Below are 17,733 nucleotides of genomic sequence, written 5' to 3'. Positions count from 1 at the left end.
TCTCGCCGGTCAGACGCTGAGCACGAGCACGGCGACGAGTGCGAGCACCGAAACGACGCCGAGGACGACGAACGCGGCGTGCTCGACGTCCACGCGCTGCGGCTCGATGGGGTCGTCGCCCGACGGATAGTCGGGTTCGTCGTCCTCGAGGTCCGCGAGGTCGTCCGCGACCGCCTCCCGGAGCTCGTCGTCGACGCCGTCGCGCTCGGGCGCGTCCGGCGGCACGGGCTCGTTCAGGTCGCGGGTCGCGTCGACCGACCCGTCGCCGCGCTCCTCCCGGGGGCCACCCCAGGCGTCGGCGTCGCGGTCGGTCGAGGAGGTCTCGTCAGTCATGGTGTACAGTTACGCGCCGAGGTGCAAAAGCCGACGGGTCCACCTGCGCGCCCCCGAGCACTCGATTCGATCCACCCGCACGTCGGTCGCGGCCCGGGCGGTCGTCGCCTTCCGCGTCGGTCAGCTCTCGGGGAGGTCGCGTCGCTCGCGGCGTATCTCGCCCTCGTAGACGACGCCGCGTTCGGCGTCGAGCGTGACCGTCTCGCCCTCGTAGTCGCGGCCGACCGGCGCGCCGCTTATCATCGGGATGCCGACCTCTCGAGCGACCATCGCAGGGTAGCCCGTCATCCCCGAGCGCGCGTCGACGATGCCCGCGAGCTTCGAGACGTCGCCGTCGAACTCGTCGTCGAAGTCCGCGTCGAGCGCGACGATGGCGCCCGCCGGAACGGCCGCGAGGTCGCCGTCGTCGACGTGATGGAGCGGCCCGACGCCGTACCCGGAGACGACGCCGCGACCGGCTGCGAGCGTCTCCGCGGCGATGTGGACCTTCAGGACGTTCGTCGTCCCCATCCCCTCTATCTCGGTCATCATCCCGGAGAGGACGACGACGGTGTCGCCGCTCTCCGCGACGCCGGCGTCGAGCGCCGCCTGCACGGCGTTCTCGATGACGTCGTCCGCGCCCTTCACGCCGAGCGGTGCGTACTCGGCGTGCACGCCCCAGGAGAGCGCGAGCTGGCGTCGGATACCGTCCGTCGTCGTCGCCGCAACGATGGGGACGTTCGGGCGGTACTTCGCGGTCTTCAACGCCGTGTACCCGGACTCGGTTCCGGCGACGATGGCGGTCGCCCCGAGGTCTCGCGCGAGGTAGCGTGCGGACCGCGCGAGCGCGTCGGTCCTGGATTCCTCGGCGCCCGGGACGCGGCGTTCGTTCGTCTCGTCGTACTCCGCGTCGCCCTCGACCTGCCGGATGATGCTGTCCATCGCCGACACCACCTCGACGGGGTGGTCGCCGATGGCGGTCTCCGCGGAGAGCATGACGGCGTCGGTCCCGTCGAGCACGGCGTTCGCGACGTCGCTCGCCTCGGCGCGCGTCGGCCGGCGCTCGTGCACCATCGAGTCCAGCATCTCCGTGGCGGTGATGACGGGCGTCCCCGTGCTCTGGCAGCGGCGGATGATGCGTTTCTGTATCATCGGGACCTCCTCCATCGGGAGTTCCACGCCGAGGTCGCCGCGCGCGACCATGATGCCGTACGCGGTGTCGATTATCTCCTCGAGGTTGTCGACCGCGCCGGCGCGTTCGATCTTCGCGACGATGGGGATGTCCGCGCCGAACTCCTCTAGGACCTGCGAGACCTCGAGGACGTCCGCGGCGTCGCGGACGAACGACGCGGCGACGAAGTCGACGTCGTGCTCGGCCGCCAGTCGGAGGTCCTCGCGGTCCTTCTCGGTGACGACGTCGAGGTCGAGGTCGACGCCGGGCGTGTTCACGCCCTTCCGGCCCGCGAGCTCGCCGCCGTCGTCGACGTGCGCGTGCACGCCGTCGGCGTCGACTCCCGTGACGGTCGTCTCGATGCGGCCGTCGTCGAGGAGTACCTTGTCGCCGACCGCCAGCCCGTCGAGGTCGTAGGAGAGGCCGACGACGTCGGGCGTGGCGGTGTCGCCTTCGACGAACGTGACGTCGCTGCCGTCCTCGATGTGGATGGGGTCGTCCAGTGGCGCGGTCCGTACTTCCGGGCCCTGCATGTCGACCATCGTCGCGAGCGGGACGTCGGTCTCCTCGTCGACCGACCGGACCGTCTCGACGATGTCCGCGCGCGACTCCAGCGTGCCGTGACTGGAGTTGACGCGCGCGACCGACATGCCGGCCTCGCAGAGGTCGCGTATCGTCCGCCGGTCGGCCGACGCCGGGCCGAGCGTGCAGACGATCTTGGCTCTTCGCATACCTGCCGATTCTGTGGCGCCGTCCAAAAGCCTTCGCGATTAACTAAGTTTCGAGTAGTCTCGTTCGCGGTCGCCCGAACCCGGGGCCTCGTAAGGCTCCAGCCCCCTGCTTCGAGCATGACGCGTTCACCGACCGTCCTCGTCGTCGGCGGCGGCGCGACCGGCGCCGGCGTCGCACGCGACCTCGCACGCCGCGGTATCGACGTCGCGCTCGTCGATCGCGGTGGCCTCGGGAGTGGGACGTCCGGCCGTTCGCACGGCCTCCTGCACAGCGGCGCGCGGTACGCCGAATCCGACCCGGTCGGCGCCGAGGAGTGTATCGAGGAGAACCACGTCATCCGCGAGATAGCGGGCGAGTGCGTGCGCGACACCGGTGGACTGTTCGTCGAGCTCGCCGCCGACGACCCCGCGTACTTCGACGCGAAGCGCGCGGCCTGCGAGGACGTCGGCATCCCCACGACCGTCCTCGACGCGGCGGCGGTCCGCGAGCGCGTACCCGACATCGCCCCGGACGTCGAGCGCGCGATGGCGGTCCCCGACGGCGTCGTCTATCCCTCGCGGCTCGTCGCGGCGAACGCCGCGGCCGTCGAGGCGAACGGCGGCACCGTCCACCCGCACGCGCCTCTGGAAGCCCTCACCGTCGAGGACGGTCGCGTCCTCGCGGCGACCATCGGCGGGCGCGTGGACGCGACGTTCGAGCCGGCGTTCGTCGTGAACGCCGCCGGCGCGTGGGCGGGCGACGTCGCCGCGATGGCCGGCGTCGACGTCGAGATGGCGCCCGCGCGCGGTGCGATGGTCGCCGTCGACCACGGCGCGCTCGGCCCCGTCCTGAACCGCTGCCGGGAACCCGAAGACGGCGACATCGTGCTCCCGCACGCCGACGAGGTCGTGCTCGGGACGACGAGCGTCCCCGTCGACGACCCCGACGAGTACGAGCGCGCCGACTGGGAGCGAGCGCGCTGCGTCGAGGAGTGCGCGGCGATGCTACCGGCCGTCGCCGACGCCGAGGTGACTCGCACCTGGTGGGGCGTCCGCCCGCTGTACGCGCCCGACGAGGCCGACACCGACCGACGCGGCATCTCGAGGGGGTTCTTCGCGCTCGACCACGCCGACGACGGCGTCGCGAACCTCGCGAGCGTCGTCGGCGGGAAGCTCACGACGTACCGGCGGATGGCCGAAGCGACCGCGGACCTCGTCGCCGACCACCTCGGCGTCGACGAGCCGTCGACGACCGCCGACGCCACGCTCCCCGGCGCGGACGACCCCGACCGCCTGGACGCGTTCGCCGACCGGTACGACGCCCGGAACCCGTCGGACGCGAACCTTTACGACGCCGCTCGCTGACGGCGACGGCGGACCGCGCGACCGTTCGGCGCTACTCGCGTACCACGAGGACGTCCACGGGCGACTCGTGGACGACGCGGTCGCTCGTGCTCCCGAGGAGCCGGGACCCGAGCCCGGACTGTCCGCTCGCGCCGACCACAGCGACGTCCGCGTCCACCTCCTCGCCGTACGACACGATGACCTCGTACGGCAGTCCTTCGACGACCGCGCGCTCGTGGTCGACGCCCGCCTCCTCGGCGACCGCCTCCGCGTCGTCGAGCGCGGCAGTCGCCATCGTCTGCAGGCTCTCGGTCAACTCCTCGGCGACGGTCCCGACGCCCGACGCCGCCATCGACACGCCGACGTCGACGACGTACAGGCAGTGCACGGTCGCGTCCGTCGCCGCCGCCAGCGACACCGCTCGCTCGACCGCTTCATGGCCGCCATCGCTCCCGTCGGTCGCCACGAGTACGACGTCGTACATGCCTCGACAGACGACGACGAGCCGCAAAAAACCAGGGTCGAACTATCGAACGGGCGCCCCGAATCCGTCCAGGCGACTCGTGGGACTACCGGACCTTCGTACCCGGCTCGCTGTCGCCGTGGGTCGTGAGGAGGTCCGCGTCCTCGCCCGCGGCGAGCACCATCCCGTTGGATTCGACGCCGAACAGCTCGTTCTTCTCCATGTTCGCCACGACCACGACCTTCGTGCCCGGGAGCTCGTCGAGGTCGTGGAGTTGCTTGATGCCCGCGACGACGGTGCGCGTCTCCGCGCCCAGGTCGACGTCGAGCTTCGCGAGCTTGTCCGCGCCCTCGATGCCCTCGGCGGCCTCGACGCGCCCGACGCGCAAGTCCATCGTCTGGAAGTCGTCGAAACTGATGCGGTCCTCGCTGAGAGGTTCGATGTCGTCGCTCACGCTCTCACTGTCGTCCTCGGCGGAGTCGTCGCTTTCGGTCTCGGTCGCGGCAGCGTCCCCCGCGTCGTCGGTGTCGTCGCCGTCGTGCCCGTCCGCTTCGGCGTCCGCGACCTTCTCCGCGAGTTTCGCCTCGAGCTCCTCGACGCGCTCGTCCTCGACCTGCTCGAAGAGCTCGTCGGGCTCGCCGAACGCCCCCGGTGACTCGTGGGCGGCGTCGAGCGTGACCGCGTGGACGTCCGCGTCCGCGCCGAGCTGGGAGAACGCGCGCTCGGCCTTCTCGGGCATGAACGGCTCCATGAGGACCGCGACCGCCTTCGCGACCTGCACGCAGTCCCGGATGACCTTCGCTTGCTCGTCGCCGCCGTCCTCGAGCTTCCAGGGTTCGTGCCCCTGGATGTACTCGTTCCCGAACCGCGCCAGGCGGACGCCCGCCTCGCTCGCCCCGCGGAGGTCGTACTCGTTCACCGCCACCTGGAACTCCTCGACGGCCTCGTCGATGCGCGCCGCGACGTCGTCGCTGACGTCGACAGCGGGCGTGCCGTCGAAGTTCCGCGCGGCGAACAGCAGGCTCCGATAGAAGAAGTTCCCGACCGTCCCGACGAGCTCGCCGTTCACGCGCTCGGCGAACCGCTCCCAGGAGAAGTCGAGGTCCTGCTGGAACCCGCCCATCGTCGTCAGATAGTACCGCAGGAGGTCCGGGTGGAAGCCCTCGTCGAGGTACTCGTGGGCCCAGATTGCGCGATTCCGGCTCGTCGACAGGCCCTTCCCGTTGATGGTGACGAACCCGGTCGCACACACTGCTCGGGGAGCCGTATAGCCCGCGACCTCGAGCATCGCCGGCCAGAAGATGGTGTGATGCTGGATGATGTCCCGGCCGATGACGTGGATGATCTCGCCGTTCCCCGCCGCTCCAGCGCCAGCGTCCGGTTCCCCGTCCTCGCCCTCGGCTTGGGGCTTCCAGACCTGCTCCCAGTCGTACGCGTCCGCGCCGACGCGCTCCGTGTACTGCTTCGTCGACGAGATGTACTCGATGGGGGCGTCCACCCACACGTACAGCACGAGTTCGTCCTCCGCGCCCGGGTAGTCGATACCCCAGTCCATGTCGCGCGTGATACACCAGTCCTGGAGACCGTTCTCGATCCACTCGCGGGGCTGGTTGCGGGCGTTACTCGTGCCTTCGAGGCCGTCGAGGAACTCGGTGAGGTACTCGGAGAGTTCGCTCACCGCGAAGAACTTGTGCTCGCGGTCGCGGTACTCTGCCGCGTTCCCCGTGATGGTGCTCTGGGGGTTCTCTATCTCGCCGGGCTCGAGGTGGCGGCCGCAGCCGTCGTCGCACTCGTCACCGCGCGCGGTCTCCCCGCAGTACGGGCACGTCCCGCGGACGTACCGGTCCGGGAGCGGCTGGTCCTCCTCGGGGTCCCACGCGACCTTGATCTCCTTCTCGTAGACGTACCCCTCGTCCTCCAGCGTCGCGACGATGTCCCGCGTCAGCTCGGTGTTCGTCGCGTCGTGCGTGTGCCCGTAGTTGTCGAAGTCGACGTTGAACTTCGGGAACGTCTCCTCGTACTGCTCGTGGTACGCCATCGCGAAGTCCTCGGGGTCGACGCCGTCCTGTTCGGCGCCCACCGCGATGGGCGTCCCGTGCATGTCGCTCCCGCAGACGTACGCGGTCTGCTGGCCGAGCTTGCGGAGCGCTCGATTATACGCGTCCGCGGCTGTGTACCCTCGGAGGTGACCGATGTGGAGGTCGCCGTTCGCGTACGGCAACCCGCACGTCACCACCGCGGGCTCGTCTGTCGGATACTCGTCGCTGCTCATGCCTGTTCCTCCGGTCGGTGCGGGCCTAAAACCCGCCGGTTCGTGCCTGGATCCATGATCCCTGGTCGCGACTGCACGTCGCTGGTCGCGGCTGATCGCTGGCGACGCGAGCGGGCCGCAGCTGCTCACTGGCGATGCGAGAACGGGAGACCGGGTTTCGCGGCCGCGGTCGCGGCCCCCATGACGGGGCGTCGCGGCCGTCCCCACCGGGCGCTATCGGTGCGAGCGCATACGGCGATTCGTGGGGACGACGACCTGCACGCTCGCTCGTAACGTGGTCGCGAACAAAAGCGATGCGGTGGCGTGCGACCGGCTACCACGCCGAGGCGCGGTGCGCGGTCGCGTCGCGGGACTACTTGATGCTGATGCCGCCGAACGCGACCGCGCCCGTCACGACGAGGTCGGGCGTCTCCCCGTCCTTCGCGAGCGGTGCGCGCGGCCGTTCGTCGGTGACCGCACCGAACAGCGGGAGGGCGTCCACCTCGACGACCCAGTCCTCGGGGACGTACACCTCGGCGCCGCCGAACACGACGAGCGCGTCCACCTCGCTCGGCTTCGCGCTCGCGGCGTCCCGGAGGTCGAGTTCCGCGCCGCCGAACGCGACCGCGAGGTCCGCGGACCGGAACAGTTCGCCGACCGGCCGGCGTTCGACGCCACCGAAGACCGCGACGAGGTCGAGGTCCTCCTTCAACACGGTCGGATCGGACCGACGCGACCGCGAGAGGAGGATGGTGAGCCCGGCGACCACGACGAGCACGGGCCAGTACGTCTCCGCGAACGCGTCCGTGACGACGTCGAGGACGAGCAACTGGACGCTCCCCGCGACGAGTATCAGGAGGACGGGCCCGGTGAGGTTCCGGAACCCGCTCTGGACGACGGCGTAGACGCCGACGAGGACGAACAGCGACGGCACGAACTGCACGAGCGACTCGGTCTCGAACATCCCTGTGGTCCCGAGGAGCAGGAGGACACCGAGGACGACGACGACGCCACCGAGGACTGACCGGTTGGTTACGCGGAGGTTCATGCTAGATATACGACGACAACGAATATAAAGCGCGCTCGCGGTCACCAGCCCGCGAGAATCGATACCCGGCAGCCACTCGAGCGCACGAAGAACCGACGAGCGGACCGGGCGAACTGCAGTCGGACGACGCGCCGACCGTCAGATGACCGCGAGAATCGCTTCCGCACCGGCCGCCCACAGCACCAGGCGGCCGGCGCTACCGACGAACGTCGCGAGCGCGAACTTCACGTAATCCTCCTCGAGCACCGAGAACGCGTAGATGGAGAGCGTGTCCGGGAACCCCGGCACGCACAGCGCCATCGCCAGTCCGACGTACCCGTACTTGCGGGCGATCTCGACGGTCTTGTTCTCGCTCCACTCCACGACGTCGAACCGCGACCGACGGAGGAACGAGATGATCGGCCCCGACTCCTTGGCCTCCTGCCCGAGGTGGAACGCGAACACGCTCCCGGCGGCCTTCCCGAGCCCGCTCACGAGGATGATCGCGGAGAGCTCGCCCCAGTACCCGACGCCGAGCTGGAGCGGTGCCGCGAGCACGACCTCGCTCGGCAGCGGAAGGACGAACGCGATGAGGAAGGAGTACACCGCGATGATACCGAGACCCGCCCAGCCCGTCGCCGTCTCCACGAGCACCTTCAGCCAGTGGAAGTCGAGCAAGCCACCCGAACCGTCTCCGTCCGAGTTCGAGCCTGCGGTCGTCGCGTTCGTCGCGTTCGTCGTCCCCTCCTGACCACCCAGGGACCCGAACGCGTCCGACCCGACCGACCCGACCGCGTCCACGCCGGGCGAACCCCCCGCGTTCGCTGCCGTCTCGGCCAGCGCCTCGACGCCCGTGCCCGCGGCGCTCGCCGGCAGCGACGCTATCGACGGAATCGCATGGAGGGTGCGAGCGGCGTGAATCGACGCGTCGGCGACTGCAAGCGCGGGGTCTACCACGACTTGTCTCGACCGTCAGCCGGCACGAAACCTAAGCCTTGTCCTCTGGACCGACGACCCCCGAACGCCGACGACCGCCGGTCGCCGAGACACCGGACGCCGTCGGTCTCAGCCGCCGTCCGCTGCGACCGTCGCCGTCACCGTCTCGACGTCCGCGACGAACGACTCCAGCATCTCGCGCGTGACGTGGGGCATGCAGACGACGCGGAGTTCGTCGTTCCCCGTCCGGGAGAGCCGCCAGCCGGCGTCCCGGAGCGATTCGAACGCGACGTCGTCGATGCTCGCGGCGACGAGCGGAAGTTCCGGCTCGACGACGTCGAGGCCGGCGTCCGCGAGCGCGTCCGCGAGCCAGTCGGCGTTCGCCTGCTGGCGCTCGTACTCCTCGCGGTAGCCGTCCGGCCAGAGTTCCGTCATCGCCGCGTGCGCGCTCGCCACGCCAGCACCGGAGCGCGTGCCAGTGAGCGTCGCCTGCGACGTCGACTCCAGGTACGGCGTATCTACCGCGAGCGCGTCGAACAGCGCCGGGTCGCGAGCGAGCAACCCGCCAGCCGGAATCGCCGCCTGCCCCATCTTGTGCGGGTCGATCGTCATCGTGTCCAGGGACGCGTCCGCGAAACTCCACTCGTGCCCCGAGAACGGCAGTACGAACCCGCCCCAGGCAGCGTCGACGTGCATGAGTGCGCCGTACTCCGACGCGACCGCCGCCAGTTCCGGGATGGGGTCGACGCGCCCGTACTCAGTCGACCCCGCAACGCCGACGACGAGCACGGTATCCTCGTCGCAGAACCGCTCGACAGCACCGACGTTCGCGCGTCGGTCGTCCCGTAGCGGCGTCACGCGTAACTCGACGCCGAGGACGTCAGCCGCCTTCTTGAACGAGAAGTGCGCGCTCTCGGGCACGACCACGTTCGGCGTGTGCGTCACGCAGCGGTTCCGCGCCATCCGCACCGCCTGGATGTTCGCCTCCGTCCCGCCGGACGCGACGTACCCCGCGGGGTCGTCGACGCCGGCGACCTCGCCCAGCATCGCAACGACCTCGTCCTCGAGGTCGGAGACGGTCTGGTACGTCGCCGGGTCACCGGGATTCGTCGCCAGGAACTCGCCGGCGGCCTCGCGAGCGACCGGGTGCGGTTCCGTACACATCGACGAGAGCACCCGGTCGAAGTCCTGTGGCTGGCCGCGCATACCAACACGTTCGTCGTGGAGAGTTTATCAGTTTTGTTTCGGGAACTCTCGACCACGAGCGCCGGACTCCACCCGGAAGGCACCGAGCGCTAGAAGCACAATATCGCGAGAAGGGATCATCCGCATTCGGGCGTTTGAGCCGGTGAGTCGAGGGTCTATGCGATTGGGGCGCCCGTGTCCCCGACGATACCGGGTTCACCGACCGGCGCGACCACGCCGGTGCTCGCGTTCGCCGTCGGTCCGACTCCCGTCCGCATCACGACCTCGCCGTTCGAGCCGTACATCGCGAGGTTGATCGCGCCGCCGATACCGGTCTCCGGCTTCGGAACGGGCTCGAAAGAGACGTTGAGTTGTCGACCGCCGGCCGCGGTGACGTAGATGGTCTCGCCCGCACTGAAGTTCGCCGGGAGCGTCGTGTACGCGACACCACGACCGACCTGCGGCGTGATGACGACCTGCGTCCCGGCCGCGACCGTGTCACCGCCCTCGTGCGTGATCTTCAGCACGCTCCCGTTGTACTCGTAGTCGAAGTCGACGGTCGTCGCCTGCTGTCGGGCGGTCGACACCCACGCTGGCGTGGACGCGTCGACGCCGCCGACCTTCGCGAGCTCGAACTCGAACTCGGTGGTCGCGTTCCCGTACTGGGCCTCCTGGACCGCGGCGACGGAGAGCTCGTAGAGGCGACCGTCCGGGTTCACGACGAACCGACCGTCGAAGGACGTGATGGCCTGCGCGCCCTGGACGCTGGACGGACCGGACGCGACGTACTCGATGCGCGTCTCGCCGTCGACCTGATAGGTCCGGTTGACGGTGAAGTTCCCGAGGCGGACGTACTGGACGAGTTGCTCGGTGTAGTTCAGCGACTGGATGCTTCCGTCGACGCGGTAGTCGCTGTAGACGGTCCGCGTGTCGTTCGCGGTCTCCGTGAGCACCCACGTGTCGTTGACGAACGCGCGCGTCGTCGAGTTCCCGCGACTCGTTCGCGTATCGTACTCGTAGATGGTGTCGCCGTTCTCGGCGACGCGCTGCACGCCGTCGCGCTGGAGCGACAGCAGTCCAGAGGAGTTCTGCGCGGTCTCGACGCGGTAGCTCGTCCCCGAGAGGGATCCGAAGTGCGCCGACAGCAGTCGGGTGCCGTTGACGCCGTTCCCGGTCATCCACGGGGCCGTGTCGATGCCTTCGAGCGGGTTCCCGTCGCTGCCGTCACCGCCGTCGGTCCCGGTGGTCGTCCCCGGGTCGGTCGTCCCGTTCGCCGTCGGCGCCGTCGACGTGGTCTGCCCGCCGCTGCATCCGGCGAGCGCGACCATCGCGACGACCGCGACGACGAGGAGGGTTCTCGATGTGTCCATGTATCGTCTGCACCCGTCCGCGCCTAAGTATCTCTTGGTTCGAGGGACGCTTCTCGCGGACGGTACCGCGGGTGATTCGAGCGGCGAAGTCGTGCGTCGAGCTGTGAGGTGCGACGTCGTGGTCGCGTCGTCGACCGGCCGGACGGTCGAACGACCGGTGAACTGAATTGATACAAGCGAGTACGGTATCGGAAGGATGGAGGCGTTCGAGCGCGCGAAGCGAGGGTTCGAGGCCGTGGAGTCGCGAGTGAACGACAGGCTTCCGGGGTGCCTGAAGGTCGGGTTCCTGACGCTCTACCTGTATTCGGACCGCGGGAACGGGGTCGTGGACGCGGTCGCCGACCGCGGGCCGTGGCGACGCTGGCACGACGTCGGCGTCGCGATACTCGCGGTCGTGATGGCGAGCGGGCTCGCGGCCGTCGGCTGGGTCGCGGTTGCGGTGGCGACGCGGGACGTCGAGGCGACGGCGGCGAATCAGGCGAACAACGTCCTCGCGATCCCGGGCGTGAACGACTTCATGCCGCTCGCGGCGACCGGGTACGTCGTGCTCGCGCTGCTGGTCGCGACCGTCGTCCACGAGGGCGGGCACGCCATCGGGTTCCGTATCGAGGGCGTCGACCTCGACGAGCTCGGCGTCGCACTCCTGTTCGGCGTGCTCCCCATCGCGGCGTACGCCAAGCCCGCCGAATCGCTCGACGCCGTCCCGGCACGCGGCCGGCTGCGAGTGTTCGCCGCGGGCGTCGCGAACAACGTCGCCGTCACCGCGCTCGTCGGCGTCGGCTTCCTCGTCGTCGGCGTCGGCGCCGTCACCGACGCGTACCTCGCGTACTTCGGGTGGCTGTACACGACCGCGGCCGCGCCGACGGCGGCCGACGTCGCGGGACTCGGCGTCGCCGTGAACGCGCTCTTCTGGACGGGGTTCCTGAACGCGAACCTCGCCGTCCTGAACGCGCTCCCCATCTGGCCGTTCGACGGCGGGAAGGCGACGCGCGTCGTCCTCGAACTCGCCGGTGACGCCGTCGGCATCCGCGACACTCGCGCCGTCTGGGTGGCCGCGAGCGCGCTCACCGCGGGTATCGTCGCGTTCGTCGTCGTCGGCCCGACCGTGCTCTGAGAGCGACTCGCCCGCTCGTTGCCGAATCGCGCCACCGGCGTCGACGGGAGAAGAACCGGTCTGCGGTCAGCGGACGTCGTCGAGGATGAGCTTCTGCTCGACGCGCTTGACCTCGTGCTGGACGTCCCGGACCGCGTCGATGTTCGCGGAGATGCTCGACACGCCCTCGTTCACGAGGAACTGCACCATCTCCGGTTTCGAACCGGCCTGCCCGCAGATGGAGGTCTTGACGTCGTGCTCGCGGCACGTCTCTATCGTCGACCCGATGAGCTCCAGGACCGCGGGGTGGAGTTCGTCGAAGCGACTGGCGACGCGACCGTTGTTCCGGTCGACCGCGAGCGTGTACTGCGTGAGGTCGTTCGTCCCGAAGCTCGCGAAGTCGATGCCCTGTTCGGCCATCTCCTCGACGCACAGCGCGGAACTCGGCGTCTCGATCATCACGCCCCACTTGCGCTTCGCGGGGTCGATACCGGCTTCGACCATGAGCTGTTTCGCGCGAACGACGTCCTCGGCGTCGTTCACCAGCGGGAGCATGAGTTCGACGTTGTCGTACCCCATCGACCAGAGCCGCCGGAACGCTTCGAGCTCGTGCTTGAACGTCTCCGGGTTCTCGATGCTCCGCCGGATGCCGCGGTAGCCGAGCATCGGGTTGTGCTCTTCGGGTTCGTCACCGCCGCCCTGGAGTTGGCGGAACTCGTCGGTCGGCGCGTCCAGGGTGCGGACGCGGACCGGCCGCGGGTAGAACTCCTCGGCGACGCGCTGGATGCCGTCGATGATCTCGTCGACGTACGCTTCGACGCCGTGATCGGCCACGTATCGCTCAGGCGTCTTGTTCGTCGACATGATCATGTGCTCCATGCGGAGGAGGCCGACGCCGTCCGCGCCCGTCGCGGCGGCGCGCTCCGCCGCTTCCGGGATCGAGACGTTCACCTTCACTTCGGTCGCGGTCATCGGCTTCACGGGCGACTGCGGGCGGACCTCCTCGACGGGTTCGCGCTGCTCGTCGTCGGTCTCGACCGCGCCGGCGCGGATGGTGCCCTTGTCGCCGTCGATGGTGACGACCTGGCCGTCGGTCAGCGTCGTCGACGCGTCGCCCGCGCCGACGACCGCGGGAACGCCGAGTTCGCGCGAGACGATGGCGGCGTGACTCGTCATCCCGCCCTCGTCGGTGACGATACCGGCGGCGCGCTTCATCGCGGGCACCATGTCCGGCGTCGTCATCTCCGTGACGATGATGTCGCCTTCCTCGACCTTGTCGAGCTGGTCGAGCTTCTTCACGATGCGCGCCGCACCGCTCGCGATACCGGGACTGGAGCCGAGGCCGGAGACGAGGACGTCCCCTTTCCCGCCGTCGGTCGTCGTCCCGCTCGTGGTGCCGTCGTCGTTACTCACGCCGACGTCCGCGTCGACGCGCGTGTCGCCAGCGTCCTCCGTCTCCTCGGCGATGGTCGTGATGGGGCGGGACTGCAGCATGTAGACGTCGTCCCCGACGATCGCCCATTCGACGTCCTGTGGCGTGTCGTAGTGCGATTCGACGGTCTCGCCGAGGTCGCGGAGCGCGTCGAGTTCCTCGTCGGTGAGGACGCGCCGTTCGCGGTCGCCCTCGGGGACCTCGCGTTCGACGGTCTCGCCGGTCGCCTCGTCCTTCTCCATCATCACCTTCTTGTCCGCGACCGTCACCTCCTCGACGGTCCCGGTCTGGCGGTCCAGGACGTAGTTGTCCGGTGACACGGACCCGGAGACGACCGCTTCGCCGAGCCCCCACGCGGACTCGACGATCATCTTCGGTTCGCCCGTCGAGGGATGGCTGGTGAACATCACGCCGGACTTCTCCGCGTCGACCATCTGCTGGACGACGACGGCGATGTTGACGTCCGAGTGCTCGAACCCCTGCTGTTTCCGGTAGTAGATCGCGCGTTGCGTGAACAGGCTCGCCCAGCACTCTCGCACCCGCTCCAGGAGGTCCTCGGCGGTGATGTTGAGGAACGTCTCCTGTTGGCCCGCGAACGACGCGTCCGGGAGGTCCTCCGCGGTCGCGGACGAGCGGACGGCGACGAACTCCTCGCCGTCGCCGAGGTCGGCGTACGCGCCGAGGATCTCCTCGCGGAGCTCGTCGGGGAACGGCGAGTTCAGGATGAGTTCGCTCGCGCGCTCCTGGGCGGCGGCGAGTGCTTTGGTGTCGTCGACGTCGACGTCCACCGCTTCGAAGAGGTCCTCGGCGATGCCGGCCTCCTCGATGAACCGTCGGTACGTGCCCGCGGTCACGACGAACCCTGGAGGGACGGGGAGTCCGGCGCCGGTCAGTTCACCGAGTGAGGCGCCTTTCCCGCCGACGCGTTCGAGGTCGCTGGCTCTGATGTCGTCCAGCCACAGTACTGCCATCTGTGTCCGGTCCTGCGCCGGAGACGACCAAGAAGGTTCCGACACCAGCGAATGTAATTTCACTCGCGGACGCGTTAATGCGCGCCAGCGGCGGCGCGAGACGGCCGGTAAGTTCGCTGTCACCTCGGGCCCCAGAGTTAATACGACTGTCCCGCGAGCGTTCTCGCATGGACGCAAAGCAGACCGTCAAGTACGTCGCGTTCCATCAGGTGCTCGCGACGCTCGCGGCCGTGGTGGGCCTGGGAATCGTCGGCGTCGGTGCGTGGCTCGGATTCGGCGACGCGGCCCAGATAGTGTTGAGCGACGCCCCGCAGAACTGGGGTGATGCGGTGGCGGCGGCGAACCCGACGACGTTCGTCGCGCTCGCGGTCGTCGGCGTGATAGTCTGGCAGGTCGGGAAGACCGTCGCGCTCGTCGTGACCATCGGGAAGGTCGCCGACGCCGTCGGTGGTGGCGGCGGTGGCGCGGACGCGGAGGCCGTGAAGCGCGCGGTGTTGAGCGACGTCGACGACCGCATCTCGAGCGTCGAGTCGGACGTGAAACGTCACGAGCAGGCGCTCTCGGACGCCGAGCGTGCGTCGAGCGGCGCAGGCGCGGGTCGGGCGTCGGGCCAGAGCGCGTCCGCGAGTGGCGAGAGCGGCGGCCGACGGTCGCGCCGTCGCGGGTCGAAGAGCGAGGACGCGAGCACGGGCGACGGCGCGAGTTCGTCGGGCGGAGCGTCCACGGACGCGGCTGGCGGCCGGGAGTCGAACCGGAAGAGCAACCGGCGCGCGTCCCGGTCGAGCGAGAGCGGGTCGACCGACGGCGGCGACGGCAGCGCGAACTGACCGCGGTGGGCGCCGCCGTGGCGCTCGGTTAGACGCCAGGCGGTCATTCTCGCGGGGGTCGAGCGTTCGAGGAGTTTACGCTTCGAGGATGTCGTCGGTCTCGTACTCTGGGACGCGAAGGTCGCCGTCGAGTGCGACGGTCGCCTCCCCGCCGACGCGGACCTCGCCGCCGTCGACGCGGACGCGGACCGTCCCCGGCCGGTCCAGGTAGTGACCTTGCTCGCAGACGAGTTCGTCCGGGAAGTCCGTGAACGCGCCAGCCTGCCGGAGGTACGCGCCAACGGCGCCGCTCGCCGTACCGGTGACGGGGTCCTCGCTGATACCGAGGCTCGGACAGAACGCGCGAGCGTGCAGCGTGCTGTCGGCGTCGAGCGCGTCGAACGTGAACAGGTACACGCCCGCGGCGTCGTACTCGTCCGCGAGCGCTTCGACCGCGTCGTCGTCCGGCGTGGCGTCGCCGACGTGCTCGAGGAAGTTCACGGGAATCACGAGGAACGGGAGGCCCGTCGACGCGACCGCGGCGGAGAGGTCCGCGCCGACGTCCTGGAACGCGGCCGGGTCCACGCCGAGTGCCTCGCCGACGCGCTCGTAGTCGACGTCCACGGGCTGGACCGACGAGGTGTCCTGGGTCATCCACACCATTCCGTCGTCGGTGACGTCGACGTCGAGCACGCCGACGTTCGTCTCGACGGTGTGCGTGCCCGCGTCGAGTTCGTCGTCCTCGCGGAGGAACCCGTGCGCGGCGATGGTCGCGTGCCCGCAGAGGTCGACCTCCTGCGTCGGCGAGTAGTACGTCAGTCGACGGTCCGCGTCGTCGCTCCCCGCGAGGAACGCGGTCTCGCTCACCGAGAGTTCGCGCGCCACCGCCTGCATCTGTTCGGCGTCGAGGTCGTCGGCGTCCGGGACGACGCCGGCGGCGTTCCCCGCGAGCGGTTCGGTCGTGAACGCGTCGACGAGCGCCACCCGTCGCGTGTCGTGATCGGGCGTGTCGTGGTCGGTCACGACTACGCGGAGGGACGGCCGCCTCAAGAAGCTACAGGTCCGCGGGCCACGCGGCGAGGTCGTCACAGTCGACCGGTCCACGCGGCGAGGTCGTCACAGTCGACCGGTCCACGCGGCGAGGTCGTCGACGAGCGCTTCGAGGACGTTCCCGGGCTGGAGGTACTCGCTCGGCGTCGACGGCCCCTCGCCCGGCAGGAACAGGTGGTTCGCGGTCGCGTACGTCCGGAACGTCGCGTTCCCGGCGTCCGCGAGTGCGTCCGCCCACGGCTGGCGTTCGCGCTCGACCGGGACCTGGTAGTCCCGGCCGGCGAACGCGAGGAATCGCGGGACGTCGAGGTCGGCGGCGACGGCGGTCTGGTCGTACGCGGCGAGCTGCCGCCAGAAGTTCGCGTGGTACCCGAGGACGACCTCGTCGTCGCCGAGGTCGCCCGCCTGGATGCGGTCGACCGCGGCGTCGACCGCCTCGATGCGGTCGCGTTCGGCGTCGCTCACCGCGCCGTCGACGTTCGCGAGGTACTCGATCTGCACCTCGATGAGCGCCGCGAGCGACCCGGCCGGGCCGGCGAGCGACGCCATCCCCGCGGTCTCCGCCGCAGTCGCGATGCGGGGCGCAGCCATCCCGCCGAGGCTGTGCCCGACGACCGCGACCGGCCCGACCGCGTCCTCGCCGCGGAGGACGTCGACCGCGGCGACGGCGTCGTCGACCGTGAGGTCGTCGAGGTCGAGGCCGTCCGAGCGAGCGACGTCGCACGCGAACGTCCGCTTGTCGTACCGGAGAACGGCGACGCCACGGGACGCGAGCCCCCACGCGAGGTCCTGGAACGGCCGGTTCGGGCCGAACGACTGGTTCCGGTCGTTCGGCCCGGAGCCGTGAACGAGCACGACGCCGGGGACGGTCTCGCCGTCGTCGACCGCGGCGTCCGGGAGCGAGAGCGTCGCATCGAGGTCGCACGCGGGCGACGGCACGGTGCGCTCGCGTTCGACGAACGCCTCGCTGTCGACGTACGCGGGCGGTTCGTACGCGGCGTCGGTCGGCCGGAAGTTCAGGCCGGCGAGGTCGCGGCCGGTGAACGTCACGACGACGAGGAGGACGCCGCGCTCGAACGTCGCGCGCAACGCCACGAACGGGTACCCCTGGCTCGACCCCTGCTGGGCGACTGTCGCCCCGCGGTACGCGCCGAGGTCGCCCGCGAACTGTCGCCACGGGTCCGCGATGGCGCTCGCGGACACCTGGCCCTCGAACTGGTCGGCGAACCGGCCGACGACCGCGTGGAACTCGCCGCCGGCGAGTTCTTCGGTCACGCGTTTCGCGATGGCGACGCGCTCCGCGTCCGTCACCGGCTCCGCGGTCGTCTCCTCCGCGGTCGGTTCGGTCGCGGTCGCTGCCTCGGTCGTCGCGACGGTGGTTGGGGCCGTCGTCGCGTCGGTGCTCGTCTCGGTCGGCTGGCCGTCGCCGGCGCAGCCGGCGAGCGCAGTCGCTGCGACGCTGGCAGCGCCAGCGAGCACGCGCCGCCGCGGGAGGTCGGACGGGGACATACACGGGAGTTCGTCGAATCGCCGCTTTGCGTTTTCGGTGCCGGCGGTCGCCGCCGTCGCTCGACGGGCGTCGAACCCGCAGCGTGGTTGCGCGAGGAGTGAA

14 protein-coding genes are annotated in these 17,733 nt (G+C 70.0%); 3 read left to right on the top strand and 11 right to left on the bottom strand.

Going from position 1 to position 17,733, the window contains the following annotated elements:
- Nucleotides 1–9: 9 nt before the first annotated feature.
- Both ACZ48X_RS17110 and pyk read right to left on the bottom strand, forming a co-directional pair.
- On the bottom strand, nucleotides 10–333 hold the full coding sequence (locus tag ACZ48X_RS17110; RefSeq protein ID WP_336348552.1) for a DUF7312 domain-containing protein: 324 nt from the start codon (nucleotides 331–333) through the stop codon (nucleotides 10–12).
- Between the two features lie 120 nt (nucleotides 334–453).
- Complete coding sequence (gene pyk, locus ACZ48X_RS17105) at nucleotides 454–2,214, bottom strand: pyruvate kinase (RefSeq protein ID WP_336348553.1); 1,761 nt, start codon at nucleotides 2,212–2,214, stop codon at nucleotides 454–456.
- A gap of 117 nt (nucleotides 2,215–2,331) precedes the next feature.
- Here pyk and ACZ48X_RS17100 point away from each other — a divergent pair, with 117 nt between their 5' ends.
- On the top strand, nucleotides 2,332–3,558 hold the full coding sequence (locus tag ACZ48X_RS17100; protein ID WP_336348554.1) for an FAD-dependent oxidoreductase: 1,227 nt from the start codon (nucleotides 2,332–2,334) through the stop codon (nucleotides 3,556–3,558).
- A 31-nt stretch (nucleotides 3,559–3,589) separates the two neighbouring features.
- Here the strand turns inward: ACZ48X_RS17100 and ACZ48X_RS17095 are convergent, their stop codons facing one another.
- From ACZ48X_RS17095 to ACZ48X_RS17070, 6 genes are all read right to left on the bottom strand, one after another.
- The gene (locus ACZ48X_RS17095; protein WP_336348555.1) at nucleotides 3,590–4,021 is read right to left on the bottom strand and encodes a universal stress protein; all 432 of its coding nucleotides are present in this window, start codon (nucleotides 4,019–4,021) and stop codon (nucleotides 3,590–3,592) included.
- A gap of 85 nt (nucleotides 4,022–4,106) precedes the next feature.
- Nucleotides 4,107–6,272, bottom strand: a complete 2,166-nt coding sequence (gene metG / locus ACZ48X_RS17090) for a methionine--tRNA ligase (protein ID WP_336348556.1) — start codon at nucleotides 6,270–6,272, stop codon at nucleotides 4,107–4,109.
- Between the two features lie 352 nt (nucleotides 6,273–6,624).
- A complete protein-coding gene (locus ACZ48X_RS17085) occupies nucleotides 6,625–7,299 on the bottom strand; it encodes a LiaF transmembrane domain-containing protein (protein WP_336348557.1) in 675 nt (224 codons plus the stop codon).
- Nucleotides 7,300–7,437: 138 nt separating this feature from the next.
- Entirely contained in the window at nucleotides 7,438–7,956 is a 519-nt protein-coding gene (locus ACZ48X_RS17080) for a YqaA family protein (RefSeq protein WP_336349651.1), read from the bottom strand.
- 387 nt (nucleotides 7,957–8,343) lie between these two features.
- Complete coding sequence (mfnA, locus tag ACZ48X_RS17075) at nucleotides 8,344–9,420, bottom strand: tyrosine decarboxylase MfnA (protein WP_336348558.1); 1,077 nt, start codon at nucleotides 9,418–9,420, stop codon at nucleotides 8,344–8,346.
- Between the two features lie 155 nt (nucleotides 9,421–9,575).
- A complete protein-coding gene (locus ACZ48X_RS17070) occupies nucleotides 9,576–10,769 on the bottom strand; it encodes a DUF7537 family lipoprotein (protein ID WP_336348559.1) in 1,194 nt (397 codons plus the stop codon).
- 196 nt (nucleotides 10,770–10,965) lie between these two features.
- Here ACZ48X_RS17070 and ACZ48X_RS17065 point away from each other — a divergent pair, with 196 nt between their 5' ends.
- The gene (locus ACZ48X_RS17065; protein ID WP_336348560.1) at nucleotides 10,966–11,883 is read left to right on the top strand and encodes a site-2 protease family protein; all 918 of its coding nucleotides are present in this window, start codon (nucleotides 10,966–10,968) and stop codon (nucleotides 11,881–11,883) included.
- Between the two features lie 66 nt (nucleotides 11,884–11,949).
- On the opposite strand, the gene ppsA is transcribed toward ACZ48X_RS17065, so the two are convergent.
- Nucleotides 11,950–14,265: a phosphoenolpyruvate synthase gene (gene ppsA / locus ACZ48X_RS17060; protein ID WP_336348561.1), complete on the bottom strand. Its 2,316-nt coding sequence runs from the start codon at nucleotides 14,263–14,265 to the stop codon at nucleotides 11,950–11,952.
- A gap of 167 nt (nucleotides 14,266–14,432) precedes the next feature.
- Here ppsA and ACZ48X_RS17055 point away from each other — a divergent pair, with 167 nt between their 5' ends.
- A complete protein-coding gene (locus ACZ48X_RS17055) occupies nucleotides 14,433–15,092 on the top strand; it encodes a hypothetical protein (protein ID WP_336348562.1) in 660 nt (219 codons plus the stop codon).
- A gap of 75 nt (nucleotides 15,093–15,167) precedes the next feature.
- Here ACZ48X_RS17055 and ACZ48X_RS17050 read toward each other — a convergent pair whose 3' ends face one another.
- A complete protein-coding gene (locus ACZ48X_RS17050; RefSeq protein WP_336348563.1) occupies nucleotides 15,168–16,094 on the bottom strand; it encodes a PhzF family phenazine biosynthesis protein in 927 nt (308 codons plus the stop codon).
- 93 nt (nucleotides 16,095–16,187) lie between these two features.
- Nucleotides 16,188–17,630, bottom strand: a complete 1,443-nt coding sequence (locus ACZ48X_RS17045; protein ID WP_336348564.1) for an alpha/beta hydrolase — start codon at nucleotides 17,628–17,630, stop codon at nucleotides 16,188–16,190.
- Nucleotides 17,631–17,733 lie beyond the last annotated feature (103 nt).

The sequence above is a fragment of the Halorubellus litoreus genome (assembly GCF_055378595.1).
This window is presented reverse-complemented; position numbering and strand designations above follow the sequence as displayed.